This is a genomic window from Halomonas heilongjiangensis, from assembly GCF_002879645.1.
Taxonomy (GTDB): Bacteria; Pseudomonadota; Gammaproteobacteria; order Pseudomonadales; family Halomonadaceae; genus Halomonas; species Halomonas heilongjiangensis.
The window spans coordinates 1-19,140 of sequence record NZ_PNRE01000054.1 but is presented as its reverse complement, the minus strand read 5'-3'; the positions used below and the strand labels follow the sequence as shown (position 1 = coordinate 19,140).

At 67.9% G+C, this 19,140-nt stretch carries 17 protein-coding genes; 4 read left to right on the top strand and 13 right to left on the bottom strand.

Features of this window, described 5'->3' with window-relative positions:
* Nucleotides 1–52: 52 nt before the first annotated feature.
* Nucleotides 53–2,425: a phosphoenolpyruvate synthase gene (gene ppsA, locus C1H66_RS12585; RefSeq protein ID WP_102628235.1), complete on the bottom strand. Its 2,373-nt coding sequence runs from the start codon at nt 2,423–2,425 to the stop codon at nt 53–55.
* 270 nt (nt 2,426–2,695) lie between these two features.
* On the opposite strand from ppsA, the gene ppsR reads away from it, so the two are divergent.
* Nucleotides 2,696–3,529 (top strand): posphoenolpyruvate synthetase regulatory kinase/phosphorylase PpsR, encoded by an 834-nt coding sequence (ppsR, locus tag C1H66_RS12580; protein WP_102628234.1) that lies wholly within the window; start codon nt 2,696–2,698, stop codon nt 3,527–3,529.
* A 57-nt stretch (nt 3,530–3,586) separates the two neighbouring features.
* On the opposite strand, the gene C1H66_RS12575 is transcribed toward ppsR, so the two are convergent.
* The 5 genes from C1H66_RS12575 to C1H66_RS12555 all read right to left on the bottom strand — a co-directional run bounded on the left by C1H66_RS12575 (nt 3,587) and on the right by C1H66_RS12555 (nt 9,553).
* Entirely contained in the window at nt 3,587–4,804 is a 1,218-nt protein-coding gene (locus tag C1H66_RS12575) for a CaiB/BaiF CoA transferase family protein (protein ID WP_102628233.1), read from the bottom strand.
* A gap of 31 nt (nt 4,805–4,835) precedes the next feature.
* Nucleotides 4,836–6,017 carry an acyl-CoA dehydrogenase gene (locus C1H66_RS12570; protein ID WP_102628232.1) on the bottom strand — a complete coding sequence of 394 codons (1,182 nt, stop codon included), beginning with the start codon at nt 6,015–6,017 and terminating at the stop codon, nt 4,836–4,838.
* A 226-nt stretch (nt 6,018–6,243) separates the two neighbouring features.
* Nucleotides 6,244–7,149, bottom strand: a complete 906-nt coding sequence (gene mmsB, locus C1H66_RS12565; protein WP_102628231.1) for a 3-hydroxyisobutyrate dehydrogenase — start codon at nt 7,147–7,149, stop codon at nt 6,244–6,246.
* A gap of 62 nt (nt 7,150–7,211) precedes the next feature.
* Nucleotides 7,212–8,366 carry an enoyl-CoA hydratase/isomerase family protein gene (locus C1H66_RS12560; protein ID WP_102628230.1) on the bottom strand — a complete coding sequence of 385 codons (1,155 nt, stop codon included), beginning with the start codon at nt 8,364–8,366 and terminating at the stop codon, nt 7,212–7,214.
* A 20-nt stretch (nt 8,367–8,386) separates the two neighbouring features.
* Nucleotides 8,387–9,553 (bottom strand): acyl-CoA dehydrogenase family protein, encoded by a 1,167-nt coding sequence (locus C1H66_RS12555; protein ID WP_102628229.1) that lies wholly within the window; start codon nt 9,551–9,553, stop codon nt 8,387–8,389.
* Between the two features lie 205 nt (nt 9,554–9,758).
* Between C1H66_RS12555 and C1H66_RS12550 the strand changes: the two genes are divergently transcribed.
* Together C1H66_RS12550 and C1H66_RS12545 are read left to right on the top strand one after the other, a co-directional pair.
* Nucleotides 9,759–10,211: a MerR family transcriptional regulator gene (locus C1H66_RS12550; protein WP_205738659.1), complete on the top strand. Its 453-nt coding sequence runs from the start codon at nt 9,759–9,761 to the stop codon at nt 10,209–10,211.
* 41 nt (nt 10,212–10,252) lie between these two features.
* A complete protein-coding gene (locus C1H66_RS12545; RefSeq protein WP_102628227.1) occupies nt 10,253–12,019 on the top strand; it encodes an AMP-binding protein in 1,767 nt (588 codons plus the stop codon).
* Between the two features lie 124 nt (nt 12,020–12,143).
* On the opposite strand, the gene C1H66_RS12540 is transcribed toward C1H66_RS12545, so the two are convergent.
* On the bottom strand, nt 12,144–12,815 hold the full coding sequence (locus C1H66_RS12540; RefSeq protein WP_102628226.1) for an energy-coupling factor ABC transporter permease: 672 nt from the start codon (nt 12,813–12,815) through the stop codon (nt 12,144–12,146).
* Between the two features lie 12 nt (nt 12,816–12,827).
* Nucleotides 12,828–13,682: a formyltetrahydrofolate deformylase gene (gene purU, locus C1H66_RS12535; RefSeq protein ID WP_102628225.1), complete on the bottom strand. Its 855-nt coding sequence runs from the start codon at nt 13,680–13,682 to the stop codon at nt 12,828–12,830.
* A gap of 230 nt (nt 13,683–13,912) precedes the next feature.
* On the opposite strand from purU, the gene C1H66_RS12530 reads away from it, so the two are divergent.
* Nucleotides 13,913–15,511: a ribonuclease J gene (locus tag C1H66_RS12530; RefSeq protein ID WP_102628242.1), complete on the top strand. Its 1,599-nt coding sequence runs from the start codon at nt 13,913–13,915 to the stop codon at nt 15,509–15,511.
* A 141-nt stretch (nt 15,512–15,652) separates the two neighbouring features.
* On the opposite strand, the gene C1H66_RS12525 is transcribed toward C1H66_RS12530, so the two are convergent.
* The 5 genes from C1H66_RS12525 to C1H66_RS12505 all read right to left on the bottom strand — a co-directional run.
* The gene (locus tag C1H66_RS12525) at nt 15,653–15,952 is read right to left on the bottom strand and encodes an H-NS family histone-like protein (protein WP_102628224.1); all 300 of its coding nucleotides are present in this window, start codon (nt 15,950–15,952) and stop codon (nt 15,653–15,655) included.
* 208 nt (nt 15,953–16,160) lie between these two features.
* Nucleotides 16,161–17,159: a GTP 3',8-cyclase MoaA gene (gene moaA / locus C1H66_RS12520; RefSeq protein ID WP_102628223.1), complete on the bottom strand. Its 999-nt coding sequence runs from the start codon at nt 17,157–17,159 to the stop codon at nt 16,161–16,163.
* A gap of 2 nt (nt 17,160–17,161) precedes the next feature.
* Nucleotides 17,162–17,611, bottom strand: coding sequence for a molybdopterin synthase catalytic subunit MoaE (gene moaE / locus C1H66_RS12515; protein ID WP_102628222.1), 450 nt, complete (start codon nt 17,609–17,611; stop codon nt 17,162–17,164).
* Nucleotides 17,612–17,613: 2 nt separating this feature from the next.
* Nucleotides 17,614–18,429: a cyclic pyranopterin monophosphate synthase MoaC gene (gene moaC / locus C1H66_RS12510; protein WP_102628221.1), complete on the bottom strand. Its 816-nt coding sequence runs from the start codon at nt 18,427–18,429 to the stop codon at nt 17,614–17,616.
* A 10-nt stretch (nt 18,430–18,439) separates the two neighbouring features.
* On the bottom strand, nt 18,440–19,140 hold a 701-nt coding region (locus C1H66_RS12505; protein WP_240618297.1), incomplete at its 5' end, for a molybdopterin-binding protein.

Here is a 19,140-nt window from a genome sequence, read left to right as displayed (position 1 = left end):
GAATCGGGGTTAGAGCCCTAAGTCAATTTTGGGGTCTGACCCCACAGCCAACTTAGCTGAGGGTTTCCCCCGCCAGCATGAACCAGGTCTCGAGCACCGCGTCGGGGTTGAGCGAGACCGAGTCGATGCCCTGCTCCATCAGCCACTTGGCGAGGTCCGGGTGGTCCGACGGGCCCTGGCCGCAGATGCCGATGTACTTGCCCTGGGCCTTGCACGCCTGGATCGCCATGGCCAGCAGCTTCTTGACCGCCGGGTTCCGCTCGTCGAACAGGTGGGCGACGATGCCGGAGTCCCGGTCGAGGCCGAGGGTGAGCTGGGTCAGGTCGTTGGAGCCGATGGAGAAGCCGTCGAAGTGCTCGAGGAACTCGTCGGCGAGCAGGGCGTTGGCCGGCAGCTCGCACATCATGATCACCTTGAGCCCGTTGTCGCCCCGGGCCAGGCCGTTGGCGGCGAGCAGCTCGACCACCTCGCGGGCCTCGTCGGTGGTACGCACGAAGGGCACCATGATCTGGACGTTGTCCAGGCCCATCTCCTCGCGCACCCGCTTGAGCGCCCGACACTCCAGCTCGAAGCAGGGGCGGAAGGAGTCGGAGATGTAGCGCGCGGCGCCGCGGAAGCCGAGCATGGGGTTCTCTTCACCCGGCTCGTAGAGCTTGCCGCCGATCAGGTTCTCGTACTCGTTGGACTTGAAGTCCGACAGCCGCACGATGACCGGCTGGGGGTGGAAGGCGGCGGCCAGGGTGGAGATCCCCTCGACCAGCTTGTCGACGTAGAAGCCGACCGGGTCGGTGTAGCCCGCGGTGCGCAGGTCGATGGTCTGCTGCAGGTCGGCCGGCAGGGTGTCGTACTCGAGCAGCGCCTTGGGGTGCACGCCGATCATGCGATTGATGATGAACTCGAGGCGTGCCAGGCCGACGCCGGCATTGGGCAGCCCGGCGAAGCCGAAGGCGCGGTCCGGGTTGCCGACGTTCATCATGATCTTGAACGGGATCTCGGGCATGGCGTCGACGCTGGTCACCCGACGGTCGAACTCGAGCAGCCCCTCGTAGACGTGGCCGGTGTCGCCCTCGGCGCAGGAGACGGTGACGTCACGGCCCTCGGCGAGTTCCTCGGTGGCGTCGCCACAGCCGACCACGGCGGGAATGCCCAGCTCGCGGGCGATGATCGCCGCGTGGCAGGTGCGCCCGCCGCGGTTGGTGACGATCGCCGAGGCGCGCTTCATGATCGGTTCCCAGTCCGGGTCGGTCATGTCGGTGACCAGCACGTCGCCGGGCTTGACCTTGTCCATGTCGTCCGGCGAGAAGACGACCTTCACGGTGCCGCTGCCGATGCGCTGGCCGATGGCACGGCCGGCCACCAGGGTGCGCCCCTTCTCCTTGAGCTGGAAGCGCTCGAGCTTGCCGCCCTCCTGCTGGGAGACCACGGTCTCGGGACGCGCCTGGACGATGTAGAGCTGGCCGTCGTCGCCGTCGAGCGCCCATTCGATGTCCATGGGGCGGCCGTAGTGCTGCTCGATGGTCACCGCCTGGCGGGCCAAGGCCATGACCTGCTCGTCGTCGATGCAGAAGCGCCCGCGCTCCTTGAGCGGCACCTCCACGGTGGCCACCGACTTGCCGGCGCTGGCATCGTCGGTGTAGACCATCTTGATCAGCTTGGAGCCCAGGTTGCGGCGCAGCACGGCCGGGCGGCCGGCGGCGAGTGTCGGCTTGTGCACGTAGAACTCGTCGGGGTTCACCGCCCCCTGCACCACGGTCTCGCCGAGCCCCCAGGAGGCGGTGACGAAGACCGCATCGCGGTAGCCGGACTCGGTGTCGAGGGTGAACATGACGCCGGAGGCCCCGGTCTCGGAACGCACCATCTTCTGGATGCCGGCGGAGAGCGCCACGTTCTCGTGGGCGTAGCCGCGGTGCACGCGGTAGGAGATGGCGCGGTCGTTGAACAGCGAGGCGAACACCTCGTGCACGGCGCGCTTGATGTTGTCGAAACCCTCGATGTTGAGGAAGGTCTCCTGCTGGCCGGCGAAGGAGGCGTCCGGCAGGTCCTCGGCGGTGGCCGAGCTGCGTACCGCGGCCTTGAGGTCGGGGTGCTGGGCGACGAGCTTGTCGTAGGCGGTGCGCAGGTGCCGCTCGAAGGTCGGCGGCAGCGGGGTGTCGATCACCCACTGGCGGATCTCGGCGCCGACACGCGCCAGCTCGCCCACGTCGTCGACGTCGAGCCGGGCCAGTGCCTGGTTGATTCGGTCGTTGAGCCCCTCGTGGGAGAGGAATTCACGGTAGGCGTGGGCCGTGGTGGCGAACCCGCCGGGCACGGTGACACCGGCACCGGAGAGGTTGGAGATCATCTCGCCGAGGGAGGCGTTCTTGCCACCGACCCGCTCGACGTCGTCCATGCCCAACTGATCGAACCACAGAATGTAATCGTCCACGTGACCTCCGAGTAAATCGACGATAGGTGCTTCATGCCGAATGACGGTGTCCCTCGCACGGGCATGAAAGGATGGTCGCGACTCTATCAGCGGCCGGCCATATTCGCCATTGGTCTAACATCGAAGTCACTGGAGGATTTTTACAACAATCGGCGGATTTGCCGGATTCCTGTAGTGGCAAGGGCCGATAGCGCGAAAGGTTCCGCCGCTTGTCCACGGCCCGGCCAGCATCGACAATGGGCCACTTCCGCCCGAGCGACTGGACCGACCATGACCCGTACCGCCTTCTTCATCTCCGACGGCACCGGCATCACCGCCGAGAGCCTGGGCCGCAGCCTGCTGGCCCAGTTCGAGAACGTCGAGATCCGCATGCTCACCAAGCCCTACATCGACTCGGTCGACAAGGCCCGCGCCCTGGTGGAGGTGATCGAGGCCACGGCCGTCAACGACGGGGAGCAGCCGATCATCATCGATACCATCGTCGACGAGAGCATCCGCGAGGTGATTCGTGGCGCCACCGGCTTCAAGGTCGACATCTTCTCGACCTTCCTCGCGCCCCTGGAGCAGGAGCTGGCCACCCACTCCAGCTACACCGTGGGCCGCACCCACTCCATCGGCAAGGATGAGGTCTACATGGATCGCATCCATTCGGTGCACTTCGCGCTGGACAACGACGACGGCGCCCGCACCCACCAGTACGGCAAGGCCGACGTGATCCTGATCGGCGTCTCGCGCTGCGGCAAGACGCCGACCTCGCTCTACCTGGCACTGCAGTTCGGTATCCGGGCGGCCAACTACCCGCTCACCGAGGACGACCTCGACGAGGACGGCTCCCTCAAGCTGCCCCGGGCCCTCGCCCCTCATCGCCACAAGCTGTTCGGGCTGACCATCGACCCCAGGCGGCTGGCGGCGATCCGCCACGAACGCCGTCCCAACAGCCGCTACAGCTCCATGGACCAGTGCGTGCAGGAGGTCGGCCAGGCCGAGGGGCTCTACCGCCAGATGCACATCCCCTACATCGACACCACCCGCTTCTCGGTGGAGGAGATCTCCACCCGGATGATCGCCGAGATGGGGCTCACGAGGCGCTTCTCGCCGCGCTGAAGTCCCCTGAGGGGTCAGACCCCAAAATCCGCTTAGGGGTCTGACCCCAAAATTTTCTTAGCGCACCACGCCCGCCCGCCTCAGCCGGGCGATGTCGTCCGCGCTGAGGCCCATCTCGGCCAGGATGGCGTCGCTGTCCTGGCCGAGCCGCGGTGGGGCGACCTCGCTGGTGGCGGTCTCGCCGTCGAAGCGCAGCGGGTTGGCGACCTGGGGCACCTCGAGTTCGCCGCGCGTCAGGGTGCGCCGCAGGCCGCGATGGCGCACCTGGGGGTCGTCGAACACCTCGGTGAGGGTATTGATCGGCCCGGCGGGGATGCCGCGGGCCTCGAGCTCGGCGAGCCAGTCGTCGCGCCCGCGGGTCGCGAGGATCGCCTGGATCAGTCCCGTCAGCACCTCGCGGTTGCCGACCCGGGCGGCGTTGGTGGCGTAGGCCGGGTCCTCGGCCCATTCGGGGTGGCCGAGCAGGCTGGCGAAGCGGGCGAACTGGGCGTCGTTGCCCACGGTGACCACCAGGTGGCCGTCGGCGCAAGCGAAGGCCTGGTAGGGCACGATGTTGGGGTGGGCGTTGCCGTGGCGCTGCGGCGAGACGCCGCTGACCAGGGCGTTGAGCGCCTGGTTGGCGAGGGTGGCGACCTGGACGTCGAGCAGCGCCACGTCGATATGGCGGCCGACGCCGGTGCGCCCGCGCTCATGTAATGCCGCGAGCACGCCCACCGCGGCGTAGAGCCCGGTCATCACGTCGGTGATCGCCACGCCGGTCTTCATCGGCATGCCGTCGGGCTCCCCGGAAATGCTCATCAGCCCGCCCATGGCCTGGATCATGAAGTCGTAGCCGGCGCGGTGGGCGTAGGGGCCGTCCTGGCCGAAGCCGGTGATCGAGCAGCCGATCAGCCGCGGGTTCAGCGCGTGCAGGCTGGCGTAGTCGAGCCCGTACTTGGCCAGGCCGCCGACCTTGAAGTTCTCCAGCAGGATATCGGCGCCTTTCGCCAGTTGGCGGACCAGCCGCTGCCCCTCCTCCGTGGCGATGTCCACGGCCAGCGACCGCTTGCCGCGGTTGGCGCACAGGAAGTAGGCCGCCACCCGTTCGGCATCGCCGCCCCGCTCGAGGTCTTCGGCCAGCCAGGGGGGGCCCCAGCCGCGGGTGTCGTCGCCGCGCTCGGGGTGCTCGATCTTGATCACCCGGGCGCCCAGGTCGGCGAGCAGCTGGCCGGCCCAGGGCCCGGCCAGCACCCGCGAGATATCCAGCACCACCACGCCTGACAGGGGTCCACTCATGGCGTTGCTCCTGATCGATGCGCCGTGGGGTTCAATTGGCGAAGGCCTGGATGCCGGTCTGGGCCCGCCCCAGGATCAGGGCGTGCACGTCGTGGGTGCCCTCGTAGGTGTTCACGGCCTCGAGGTTCATCATGTGGCGGATCACGTGGTACTCGTCACTGATGCCGTTGCCGCCGTGCATGTCGCGGGCCACGCGGGCGATGTCCAGCGCCTTGCCGCAGTTGTTGCGCTTGATCAGCGAGATCGCCTCGGGCACCAGCTGGCCGTCGTCGATCATGCGGCCGACCCGCAGGGCCGCCTGCAGGCCGAGGGTGATCTCGGTCTGCATGTCGGCGAGCTTCTTCTGGATCAACTGGTTGGCGGCCAGCGGACGGCCGAACTGCTTGCGGTCCAGGGTGTACTGGCGGGCCGCATGCCAGCACGCCTCGGCGGCGCCCATGCTGCCCCAGGCGATGCCGTAGCGCGCCCGGTTGAGGCACGAGAACGGTCCCTTGAGGCCCTGGACGCCGGGCAGGCGCTGCTCGTCGGATACTTCCACGTCCTGGATGGCGATCTGCCCGGTGATCGAGGCACGCAGGCTGAACTTGCCCTCGATCTTGGGTGCGGAGAGCCCGGCCATGCCCTTCTCGAGGATGAAGCCGCGGATCACGCCCTCGTCGTCGCGGGCCCAGACCACGAAGACGTCGGCGATGGGCGAGTTGGTGATCCAGGTCTTGGTGCCATTGAGGCGCCAGCCGCTCTCGGTGCGGGTGGCGCGGGTGCTCATGCCGCCCGGGTCGGAGCCGTGGTCCGGCTCGGTGAGGCCGAAGCAGCCGACCCACTCGCCGGTGGCGAGCTTGGGCAGGTACTTCTCGCGCTGGGCGTCGCTGCCGAAGGCGTGGATCGGGTACATCACCAGGCTCGACTGCACGCTCATGGCGCTGCGGTAGCCGGAGTCGACGCGCTCGACCTCGCGGGCGATCAGGCCGTAGCTGACGTAGTTCAGGCCGGCACAGCCGTAGCCGTCGAGCGTCGCACCGAGCAGCCCCAGTTCGCCCATCTCGCTCATGATCTCGCGGTCGAAGTGCTCGTGGCGGTTGGCCTCGAGCACCCGCGGCAGGAGCTTCTCCTGGCAGTAGTCGTAGGCGGTCTGGTGGACCATGCGCTCGTCTTCGCTGAGCTGGTCGACCAGGCGGAAGGGGTCTTCCCAGGTGACGGGGGTGATCTGGCTCATGGGGTTCTCCGGGCAGTGAGGGCGTGGTGTGAGTCGTCGATCAAAATGTCAACATTTTCACTAAATGTAGACTAAAGCGGCGACAATGACAACCCCCTGAACAGGACACCAACGTAAACGGGCACCCGAGGGTGCCCGTTTCGCGGCGCCCTGCCAAAGGCCAGGGCAAAGCCGATGTAGGGGTCAGACCCCTAAGGGGATTTTGGGGTCTGACCCCAAGGCGGGGTTAGGATTTATCCTCGCCGGCGCGGTAGAGGGCCTGGATGCTGGAGAAGTCCAGGCCGCCGTTGCCCTGGGCGCTGTGCAGGGCGAAGAGGTTGCGCGCCTGGGAGCCCATGGGCACGGTGGACTTCGAGCCCAGCGCCAGTTCCCAGGCCAGGCCGAGGTCCTTGGCCATCAGGTCGGTGAGGAAGCCGCCCTGGTAGTCGCGGGAGGCGGCCGAGCCCTCCATCACCCCGGGCCAGGGGTTGTAGACGTTGAGCGCCCAGTTGCCGCCGCTGCTCTGCTTCATGATCTCGGAGAGCACCGCGGGGTCCAGGCCGTTCTTGACGCCCAGCGCCAGCGCCTCGGCGGTGCCGCTCATCAGGATGCCGAGCAGCATGTTGTTGCAGATCTTGGCCACCTGCCCCGCGCCGGTCTCGCCGGCATGGAAGATGTTCTTGCCCATGGCCTCGAGCACCGGCTGCGCTTGCGCGTACCCCTCCTCCGATCCACCGACGATGAAGGTCAGGGTGCCGGCCTTGGCGCCCCCCACCCCGCCCGAGACCGGGGCGTCGAGATAGGTCAGGCCACGCTCGGCGGCGGCGGCCCCGACGATGCGGGCGTCCTCGGGCGAGATGGTCGAGGCGTCGATGATCAGCGGCGTACCCAGCAGGGCGTCGAGCAGCCCCGGCGCCCCGTCACGGCCCAGGTAGAGCCCGCGCACATGGGCGCCGGCCGGCAGCATGGAGATGACCACCTCGACGCCACGGGTGGCGGCCGCGGCGCTCTCGGCGCGTGTCGCGCCCTCGGCTTCCAGGGCCCGGATGGCGCTCTCGACCAGGTCGAAGACACAGACCCGGTGGCCGGCCTTGACCAGGTTGGTGGCCATGGGCGCGCCCATGTTGCCGAGGCCGATAAAGGCGATATTCATTGGCGTTGCTCCCGTGTTCGTTGTGGCGTGTTCGTTATGCAGTGTAGGGGCCCGGCCGCGCGTCAGCCGATGCGATGCCCCGTACCGAGGTCGCGCAGCGGGTGCGACTCGTCGGACCACAGCGGCGCCATCAGCGCCAGGATGTCCTCGTCGGGGACGCTGGCCGCGTCGGCATGCCGCCAGCGGGGGGCCTTGTCCTTGTCGATCAACAGGGCGCGCACGCCTTCGACCAGCTCTCCCCGGCGGCAGCACTGCACCGACAGGCTGAGCTCGTCGCGGAAGGCGTCGGCCAGGCTGGTGTGGGCGTGGCGCTCGAGCATGCGCCACACCAGGTGGGCGCTCATCGGGCAGCCGGCCTCGAGCCGCGCCCGATTGGCGGCCAGCCAGGCGTCGTCGGTCTCGTCGCGCAGGATGCGCCTGACGGCGGTGGCGGCATCCACGTGCCCGACCAGCGACTGGAGATGATCGAGGTGCGGCCACACCTGGCCGGCGGGAGCTCGGGTACGGTCCTCCATGTCGTTGAGCACCGCCTGGACGCCGGCACGCAGGTCGCGGGGCGTGCGCCGACCGTAGTCGGCCTCCTCCAGGGCGCCGAGCAGCGCCTCGCGGCGCTCGCGGGGGACGAAGCGGTCGGCCAGGCCCAGGTCGAGGGCGTCGCGGGCGTTGAGCTGGGCACCGGTGAGCCCCAGGTAGGCCCCCACGCCCGGCGGCATGCGCCCCAGGAACCAGCTGGCGCCGATGTCGGGATAGAGGCCGATGGTGATCTCGGGCATGGCGATGCGGGTGGTCTCGGTGACCAGGCGCTGGGAACCGCCCGCCATCAGGCCGAGCCCGCCGCCCATGACGATGCCGTCGCCCCACACCAGCAGCGGCTTGGGGTAGGTATGGATGCGGTAGTCGAGGTGGTACTCGGCGCTGAAGTAGGTCTCGGCGAAGACGCTGTCACGGCCGGCGCCGCGGTTCTCGCCCTCCTCGGTCATCGAGCGGTAGAGCGCCACGACGTCGCCCCCGGCACAGAAGGCCCTGTCGCCGGCCCCCTCGAGCCACACCGCCACCACGCTGCGATCCACCGCCCAGGCCTCGAGCTTGGCCTCGAGCTGGCGGATCATCTCCAGCGACAGGGCATTGAGCGACTTCGCGGCGTTGAGGGTGGCGACTCCGATGCGCCCGCCGTCGCGGGTCGGCAGCTCGTCGAAGATCACTGCAAGATCCGACATGTCCGTTGTTCTCCTGTTGGCTATTGAAGCGACTCGACCACCCCGTCGGCCAGCAGCCGGCGGGCGACGATCACGCGCATGATCTCGTTGGTTCCCTCGAGGATCTGGTGCACCCGGGTGTCGCGCACCATGCGTTCCAGGGGGAACTCCTTGAGGTAACCGTAGCCGCCGTGGAGCTGCAGGGCCTCGTTGCAGACGGTGAAGCCCATGTCGGTGGCGAAGCGCTTGGCCATGGCGCAGTGGGCCGTGGCCTCGGGATCGCCCTGGTCGAGCCGCCAGGCGGCCTGACGCACCATCAGCCGCGCCGCGACGAGGTCGGTGGCCATGTCGGCGAGCTTGAACTGCAGCGCCTGGAAGCTCGACAGCTCACGGCCGAACTGCTTGCGCTCGCCGAGGTAGTTGCGGGCCAGGGTGAGGGCGTGCTGGGCGGCGCCCAGGGAGCAGCTGGCGATATTGAGGCGGCCACCGTCGAGCCCCTTCATGGCCAACTTGAAGCCCTCGCCCTCGGCGCCCAGGCGGTTGCCCACCGGCACGCGCACGCCATCGAAGCTGACCAGGCGGGTCGGCTGGCTCTTCCAGCCCATCTTCTCCTCGTTCTTGCCGTAGCCGATGCCCTCGGCATCGGCCGGCACCAGGATCGCCGAGATGCCCCCCGCCCCGCTGTCGGGCTCGCCGGTGCGCGCCATCACCACCAGCACGTCGTTGGCGCCGGCACCGGAGATGAACATCTTGCTGCCGGAGATCACGTACTCGTCGCCGTCCCTCACCGCCTTGGTGCGCAGGCTGGCGGCATCGGAGCCCGCGCCCGGCTCGGTCAGACAGTAGCAGCCCAGGTACTCGCCACTGATCAGGCGATCGACCCACTGCTCGCGCAGGGCCTCGTTGCCCCAGCTCGCCACCATCCAGGCGACCATGTTGTGGATGGTAAGATAGGCGGTGGTCGAGATGCAGCCCTGGGAGAGTTGCTCGAAGATCAGCGAGGCATCCAGGCGCGAGAGCCCCAGGCCACCGCGCTCTTCGGGAATGTAGATGCCGAGGAACCCGGCCTCCCCGGCGCGGCGAATGACGTCGACGGGAAAGTGTGAGGTCGCGTCCCACTCGGCGGCATGATCGGCCAACTCGGCCCTGGCGAAGTCGGCGGCCGCCTGGCTCAACGCCTTCTGATCATCGGTCAGGGAAAAGTCCATGAAGGTATCCTCGTCTCGGCAGTGTGGGGGTTGGCGTGCGTTGTCGTTGTCGCGTGCTGGCCCAGTGACCAACCTAGCACTTGCTAGGTTTATCACACATCACCCCATGGTCGACAAGCACTTTACGTTAACGTAAACCTCGGCTAGTGTTGCGGGTATATGGCGGCGGCGGCGCCCCTGCCCGCCAATATAAAGGAAGACACCCATGAGCAAGCGCACAGCGGACGCTATGGAGCCGCCCAACGGCGGCCTGACCCGACAGCGTCGTACCTATACGATCGGCGAACTGGCCCGGCTGTTCGAGGTGACGCCACGGACCATCCGCTTCTACGAGCAGGAAGGCCTGCTGGCGCCGGAACGCCGCGGCCAGACCCGCATCTACCACGAGAAGGATCGGGTACGCCTCAAGCTGACGCTGCGCGGCAAGCGGCTGGGGTTCTCGCTGGCCGAGATCCGCGAGGTGGTGGAGATGTACGACGCCATGCCCGACGGCAATGCCCGCCAGCTCAAGCGCCTGCTCGAGATCCTCGCCGACAAGCGGGCCAACCTGGAGCGCCAGCTGGAGGACATTCGCCTGATGCACCGCGAGCTCGACGATGTGGAGAGCCGCGCCCGCGATGTCCTGGCCAGCCTGGAGACGGAGTCGACCGGCAGCTGACGCTCTTGCACCACCATTGCAACAACAAGAGACGGGAAAACATGACACGCCAATACACTCCGATCAGCTACGTCAGTGGCATCAGCGACACCCCCCTGAAGGGCCAGACCATCGGCGACTGCTTCGACGACACCGTCGCCCGCTTCCCCGACCGCGATGCCCTGCTCAGCCTGCACCAGGGGCTGCGCTACACCTGGGCCGAGCTGCAGCTGGCGGTGGATCGGGCGGCCCGCGCCCTGCTGGCGGTGGGCGTGAACAAGGGGGAGCGGGTCGGCATCTGGTCGCCCAACTGCGCCGAGTGGACCATCACCCAGTTCGCCACGGCCAAGATCGGCGCCATCCTGGTCAATATCAACCCCAGCTACCGTACCCACGAACTGGAGTATGCCCTCAAGCAGTCCGGCGCCTCGACGCTGATCCTGCAGGGCGCCTTCAAGACCTCCGACTATGTGGCCACGCTGGCAGAGCTGGCCCCGGAGCTCAAGAAGGAGCTGGCCCCGGAGCTCAAGAAGGAGCTGGCCCCGGAGCTCAAGAAGGAGCTGGCCCCGGAGCTCAAGAACGAGCTGGCCCCGGCCCCCCTCTCCTGTGCCAGGCTGCCCGAACTCAAGCGGGTGGTCTGCCTCGACGCCGAGCGCGCGCTTCCCGGCATGCTCAGCTGGCAGGGGCTGCTGGCCCACGCCGACGAGGTCTCCGCCGACCAGCTGGCCGATGTCCAGGCGACGTTGCAGTTCGACGACCCGATCAACATCCAGTACACCTCCGGCACCACCGGCGCGCCCAAGGGCGCGACGCTGTCGCACCACAACATCCTCAACAACGGCTTCCTCGTCGCCCGCACCATGGGCTTCAGCGAACGGGACCGGTTGGTGATCCCGGTGCCGCTCTACCACTGCTTCGGCATGGTGATGGGCAACCTCGGCTGCATGACCCACGGCGCCACCATGATCTATCCCGGCGACGGCTTCGACCCGGAGGCGACCCTGCGCGCGGTGGCCGAGGAGCAGGCCACCGCCCTCTACGGCGTGCCGACCATGTTCATCGCCGAGCTCGAGCACCCCGACTTCGAGCGCTACGACCTCTCCAGCCTGCGCACCGGCATCATGGCCGGCTCGATCTGCCCCATCGAGGTGATGCGCAAGGTGATCGAACGCATGCACATGCAGGGCGTCACCATCTGCTACGGCATGACCGAGACCAGCCCGGTGAGCTTCCAGACCCAGACCGACGCCCCACTGGAGAAGCGCGTGACCACGGTGGGCACCATCCATCCCCACCTGGAGGTCAAGCTGGTCAGCCCCGAGACCGGCGCCGTGGTGCCCCGCGGCGAGACCGGCGAGCTGTGCACCCGCGGCTACAGCGTGATGCTCGGCTACTGGGAAAACGAGGAGGCCACCGCCAGGTCCATCGACGGCGCCGGCTGGATGCATACCGGCGACCTCGCCACCATGGACGACGAGGGCTATGTGGCCATCGTCGGCCGCATCAAGGACATGATCATCCGCGGCGGCGAGAACATCTATCCGCGCGAGATCGAGGACTTCCTCTACACCCACCCGGCGATCTCCGACGTCCAGGTGATCGGCGTGCCCGACGAGAAGTACGGCGAGGAGGTGATGGCCTGGGTCAAGCTGAGCGAGGGCGAGTCCCTCACCGCCGACGAGCTCAAGGACTTCTGCAAGGGCAAGATCGCCCACTACAAGGTCCCGCGTTACGTGAAGTTCGTCGACGAGTTCCCGATGACCGTCACCGGCAAGATCCAGAAGTTCAAGATGCGCGAGGAGGCCACCCACGAGCTGGGGCTGGCCTGACGCCCTGCCCTCTCGCTCCGGTAACCACAAGAACGCCCCCGATCGGGGGCGTTTTCGCTACGGCGAGCAGCACGCGCCAGGCGCCCAGCTCCGCTGGGCGATACGGCGCCGACACCGAGGATGACTACTTGGTGTCGATATAGCGGTGGTCGTTGAAGGTCGCCACCCAGCTCGGGTGATAGACCAGCAGGATGCTCAGCAGCATGCCGGAGATGAAGGCCTCGGAGGGCATCAGCAGCGGCAGGAAGCGGGCATACTCGAGCGCCTGGTGCATGACCTCGGGATCACTGGCCCCCAGCGCCATCAACCCCACCGCCGAGAGCCCCGCCGCCAGGGTGGCGAGCGCCGTGCCGAAGAAGCCACAGACGAACAGGAAGACCATCAGGTTGTCCGGCAGCCGCCGATCGACCAGCCGCCAGACCAGCACCATCACCAGCGCCGGGACCACCCCGGTGACCAGCAGGTTGACCCCGAGCAGCGGCCAGGCGACCCGCCCCAGCACGACCATCGCCAGGTTGACCAGCAGGCAGGAGAGCAGCGCCAGCGGTACCTTGAACACCAGGGTCAGCAGGGCCGTGAACATCAGGTGCAGGGTCAGCCAGTCCACCGCCTGGGCGCGCAGCTGCCACATCAGCGTGACGGCCACGGTGGCCGCCAGCCAGCGATGCTGCAGGGCGTGGTCGGCGAGCAACGCCCGCCAGGGGCGCTGGGCCAGCGCCAGGCCGACCACCCCCAGCGCCACCAGGGAGGCAACCAGCAGCAACCAGGGCGCGAGCACCAGGGCAGCGAACGTCATCGCGGCTCTCCGTCAGGCGAACACCACGGTCTTGTTGCCGTGGATCAACACCCGATCCTCGAGGTGCCAGCGCAACCCGCGCGCGAGCACCGCCTTCTCCACGTCGCGGCCGAAGCGCACCAGGTCACCCGGCGTGTGGCAGTGGCTGACCCGGTGGATGTCCTGCTCGATGATCGGGCCGGCGTCCAGCTCCTCGGTGACGTAGTGGCAGGTGGCACCGATCAGCTTGACGCCGCGCTCGTAGGCCTGGTGATACGGCTTGGCCCCGGCGAAGGAGGGCAGGAAGCTGTGGTGGATGTTGATCAGCCGGCCGGCATAGCGCTCACAGAGCGCCGGCGGCAGGATCTGCATGTAGCGGGCCAGCACCACGCTGTCGGCACCCGCCTCCTCGACCCGGCGCTGCACCTCGGCGAAGGCACCGGCCTTGTCGCCGGGGGGCACCGGCACGTGGTGGTAGGGGATGCCGTGCCACTCCACCAGGCCGCGCTGGTCCTCGTGATTGGAGATCACGCAGGGGATGTCGCAGTCGAGTTCGCCGGCCGTCCAGCGGTAGAGCAGGTCCACCAGGCAGTGGGACTCCCGGGAGGCCATCAGCACCACCCGCGGCCGGCGCCGGGTATCGGTCAGCGCCCACTGCATGTCGAACTCCCTTGCCACCGGGGCGAACGCCTCGCGCAGGGCCGCCGCGTCCATCCCGATGGAGTCGGCGAGAATCTCGTAGCGCATGAAGAAGCGCCCGGCCTGCAGGTCGGAGTGCTGGCTGGCCTCGGTGATCGAGCCGCCGTGACCGGCGATGAAGCCGGAGACCCGGGAGACGATCCCCACGCGGTCGGGGCAGGAAACCACCAGGCGATAATAGTGTGACATCGAATGACCGTCGCTGGCTGAACACAATCGGGAAGAGGACGGCATTGTAACGAAAGCGGCCGCCGCCGGCACGGTCCCTTCGTTGTGACCCCTGGCGGCGATCCCGTATAGTGAAATGTATACTTGCCACGGTTTGCACTCTCCCGATGCCCCAGCCTCGTGTCCAGATTCGCCCCCGCCGCCGCCCTCCCCTGCACTTCCTGCCACTCGGCGGCTGCGGCGAGATCGGCATGAACCTGAGCCTCTATGGCGTCGAGTCACACTGGATCGCGGTGGACTGCGGGATGATGATCCGCCAGGACCTGCCCGACAGCCCGCTGCAGGTGCCCAATCTGGACACCCTGGAGACCCTCGGCATCACGCCCCGGGCGCTGATCATCACCCATGGGCACGAGGACCATATCGGTGCGGCCGCCTGGCTATGGCCGCAGTGGGGATGCCCGATCCATGCCACCCCGCTGGCCGCGGGCCTGCTGCGCCTCAAGTTCGCCGAACGTGGCCTCGCCACCGATGCCATCCGCGTCATCGAGCCGGGCGAGGCCCTGGAGTGCGGCCCCTTTACCCTGCGCTACCTGCCGCTGACCCATTCGATTCCCGAGAGCTGCGCGCTGCTGGTCGCCACCGGCGACCACCGGGTGCTGCACACCGGCGACTGGAAGCTCGACCCCGAGCCGCTGATCGGCGCACCGGTGTCCGCCTCGACCTTCCGGGCCATCGCGCCGGTGGACCTGGTGGTGGGCGACTCGACCAATGCACCGCTGCCCGGCCACTCGCGCAGCGAGGGCGAGGTCGCCGTGGCCCTGGAACACGCCATCGCCCGTTGCGAGGGGCGCGTGGTGGTCTCCTGCTTCGCCAGCAACCTGGCCCGGGTGCTCGCCATCGGCCGCGCCGCCCAGCGCTGTGGCCGGCGGGTCAGCCTGATGGGGCGTTCCATGGAGCGCATGGTCAGGGTGGCCCGCGGGCTCGGCTACCTCGACGACTTCCCACCGCTGGTGCCGGTGAGCGACCTGGGCTACCTGCCGGCAAAGGAGGTGCTGGTGATCGCCACCGGCAGCCAGGGCGAGCCCCGCGCCGCGCTGCAGCGCCTGGCCCGGGGGCGCCATCCGACCTTCGAGCTGGGCCACGGCGACAGCGTGATCTTCTCGGCCAAGGCGATTCCCGGCAACGAGCTGCTGATCCAGCGGCTCAAGGCGGGCCTCGAGCACCTCGGCGTCGCCCTGCTCGACGAATTCAATCACCCCGAACTGCACGCCTCCGGCCACCCGGCCCAGGACGAGCTGCGCACCTTCTACGGCTGGGTGAAGCCCGGGCACCTGCTGCCGGTGCATGGCGAGCCGCGCCACCAGCAGGCCCACCAGGCACTGGCCGAGACGCTTGGCATCCGCGCGCCCCTGATCCCGACCAATGGCGATCTGATTCGCCTGGATGGCGACGGCCTGACCCTGGAGGCCCGACACCCGCAGCCGCCCTGCATCGTCAGCCAGAACGCCGTGGCACCGTTGCCGGGGCTCGGCGCCGAGGGTGGCCCCCGCTCGCGCCATGGCAGCCTCTACCTGGCACTCTCGGTCACCGCCACCGAAGCGCGCGGCTGGACACGCATCGGCCGGCTGATGCTCGACGCGAGCGACACCGGCCGCCTCGATGAGGACGCCTTCACCGACTGGCTCGACATGCAACTGCTGGAACTGCGTGCCGAGACCCTGGCCGAACTGCGCCTGGCACTGCAGCCGAAACTGCTGGCCTGGTTCGCCGATCACCTGCGCCGCATCCCGGCCATTCACCTGCAGATCCTGGCGGTGGAGGCCCCCAGCCTCAGCGATCTCGACTGAGCGTGCCGCCGCCCCACCCGCACATGACGCCCGGAAATGCCGAGAGGCGAACCCGAAGGTTCGCCTCTCTTGGTCCTGCTTCTCTTGCCGGCGTGTTCCCTCGACCCTTGCCGATCGAGGAGATGTCGCTTACGACATCTCTTATGCCTTGCCGGCCTTGCTGGCGTTCTTGGGTGGACGACCGCGCTTGCGGCGCGGCTGCTCGGACACCAGGTCGTCGAGCGAAAGGCCGGCGTCGTTGATCGCCTCACGAATCTCGGCCAGCTTGCGCTCCTTCTGCGCTTCCTCTTCCTGACGATGCAACTCTTCGTCCTTCTTCTGCTCGATGACCTCACCGATCACCTCTGCCAGCTTGTGGAGCTGTTCCATGCTCAACTGGCGTGCCGCGGCGCGAGCCACGTTCTTGTTACGAGCGATGCGCTCCAGGGATTCGCTGGACATTGGCCCCCTCCATGCCGAATTAACGAAAAGGTTACTCATGACACTGTACGTCAAAAGTATATGCACACTTCGGGTCTTGGCAAGAAAATACATGCAATTATTTTCGTCGAACTGCCGGGCAATGGTTGTGAGTCCTCGACAGGATCCCGACACGAAGACGGCGCCAACCTGGCGCCGTCACGATAGGGGAAGCACATGAATTCGACGTTCAGCCACCGGTCATGTTCATGAAGCGCACCACCTGGACATCGCCGTCGGTGGTGAAGTGATGGCGCTCCGGCTTGAGTGCCATGGCCGCGACGATGCGTTCCTTGAGGATCTCGATATCGCCCGGATGACGCCGCAGCACCGCGCGCAGGTCCACCGAGTGCTCGTTGCCGAGACAGAGCAGCAGGCGCCCTTCCACGGTCACCCTGACCCGATTGCAGGTGGCGCAGAAATTGTGGCTGTGGGGCGAAATGAAGCCGACGCGGGTATCGCTGTCGGGCATGCGAAAATAGCGCGATGGGCCCAGGGTGGTCTCGGTGGTGGGGATCAACTCGTGGCGGGTCTCGATGAGTGCCTGCACGTCGTCGCTGGAGCAGTAGGTCTCGTCTCGACTATGGTCCGAGACGTCCCCCAACGGCATCTCCTCGATGAAGCTGATGTCGAGCCCTTCCCGGCGGGCGAAGTCGACCAGATCGATCACCTCGTCGTCGTTGCGGCCCTTGAGGATCACCGCATTGAGCTTGATACGCTCGAAGCCGGCCTCCCGGGCGGCGTGGATGCCCTCGATCACCTTGGCCAGGTCACCGGTACGGGTCAGGCGACGGAAGCGGTCCGGATCCAGCGAGTCGAGGCTGATGTTGAGCCGCTCGAGCCCGGCCCGGCGGAGCCGATGGGCGTACTTGCCAAGGCCCGCACCGTTGGTGGTCATGGCGAAATCCCGGAGTCCCGGCAACGAGCCGATGTCCTCGACCAGGCGGTCGATATCGCGACGCACCAGGGGCTCGCCGCCGGTCAGTCGCACCTTCTCCACCCCGAGCTCGATGAAGGCCCGCGCCACCAGCGCCAGCTCCTCCAGGGTCAGCACCTGGGCGCGGGGCAGGAAGGTCATCTCCTCGCTCATGCAGTAGACGCAACGAAAATCACAGCGATCGGTGACCGAGATGCGCACGTAGCGCACCCGCCTGCCGAAGTCGTCGATCAGCTCATCGGGTAGTGCCATCGTCATGTCTCCCAGCGGTGGGCATCCTGGTGGTCTGAATCACGCTCGGCTACCCAATAATCGCCGTCGGTGGCGTGTTCCTTCTTCCAGAACGGAGCGCGGGTCTTGAGATAATCCATGATGAAGTCGCAGGCTTCGAAGGCGGCACGCCGATGGGCACTGGCGACCACCACCAACACGATAGGGTCTCCGGGGGCCAGCCGTCCAATCCGATGGATCACGCGCACCCCATCGAGCGGCCATCGCGCCTCGGCTTCCGTCACGATATCGTCCAGGGCCGCTTCTGTCATGCCGGGGTAATGCTCGAGGGTCAGTGCCGTGACCTCGGGCCGCTCGTTGAAGTCACGTACCAGTCCGGTGAAGCTGACCACGGCACCGATATCGGTGCGCCCGGCCAGCAGCGCCTGCTGTTCGACGCCCGCATCGAAGGGCGCCTCCTGGACACGAATCATGTTCAGCCTCCGGTCACCGGGGGGAAGAAGGCGACCTCGTCCTCGTTGGTGATCGGCGTATCGTCGGCGGACATCACCTGATTGACCGCACACAGCACCCGCCCCTCGTCGAGCAGGGAGTAGCGGGAATCGAGCGCCTTGAGTGCCGCCTTGAGGCCTGCCACATCGGCGCTCGGCAGGCTGTCGAACGGCACCGAGAGATCGCCGACACCGAGTCGCTCGCGCAACTCGGCCAGGCACTTGACCCGCACGCAGGGCGAGGCGATGTCGCAACGGTTGCCCACCGAGACCTCGCCGGCACTGCCCTCGCCGGTGACGATGGGGGCGACCGGTACGACGGCGGCGTCGTCACGGCGATAGTCCCCCGAGCGTCCGCCGCTCTTGGTGTCGAGGTGGATGCCGCCGATCTCCATCTCCCTGTCCACCGCCTTGCACATGTCGTACAGGGTCAGGCAGGCCACGGAGACCGCGGTCAGCGCCTCCATCTCGACGCCGGTACGGCCGTTGAGCCGGCAGGTCGCGGTGACCTCGACACAGGAGGCGGCCTCGTCGAGGCGGAAGTCGATGGCCACCTTCGACAGCGCCAGGGCATGGCAGAGCGGGATCAGCTCGTGGGTCCGCTTGGCGGCCTGGATACCGGCGATGCGCGCGGTGGCCAGCACGTCACCCTTGGGCAGGCCGCCCTCGGCGAGCAGCGCCAGGGTCGCCGGCTGCATCTGGATGCGTCCCGAGGCACTCGCCTCGCGCCGGCTCTCCGGCTTGTCGGCGACGTCGACCATATGGGCTTCGCCGCGGGCATTGAGATGGGTCAGTGGCATGGAAAGCGCCTCATGGAAGTCGATGAAGAGGATGGATGGTGACTGCCTCGCCGGGCGCGGCGACCTCGCGGTCGGCGGCGAGTTCGATCAGACAGTTGGCCTTGACCATGGAAGAAAGGATGCCCGACCCCTGGGCACCGGTGCTGGCGACCGTGAGCCGCCCCCGGTCGTCGCAGCGGTAGATGCCGCGCAGATAGTCGACGCGCCCGACGCGGCTCTTGAGTTCATGCTCGGCCAGGGCGGTGAGGGTCGCCGGTTGCCAGGCGTCACGCCCCTGCAGGCGGGCCATCAAGGGCGCCACGAACCGCAGGAAGGTGACCATCACCGCCACCGGGTTGCCGGGCAGCCCCAGGAACGGCACGCCGCGCTCGCCCAGGCGACCGCAGGCCAGGGGACGCCCCGGCCGGATGGCGATGCGCCAGAAGCCGAGTTCACCGATCTCGGCGAGGGCCGCCCGGGTGAAATCGGCCTCGCCCACCGAGACGCCGCCGCTGGTGATCACCAGATCGGCCTGGTTCGCGGCGCCGTCCAGGGCGGCGATCAGGGCGTCCCGGTCGTCGGGCAGGATGCCGAGATCGAGGACCTCGCCCCCCTGTTCCGCCACCAGGGCCCGGAGGGTGAAGCGGTTGGCATCGTAGATGCCGGCCGGTGGCAGTGGCTCACCCGGCGCGGTGACCTCGTCGCCGGTGGAGAAGATCGCCACCCGCGGCC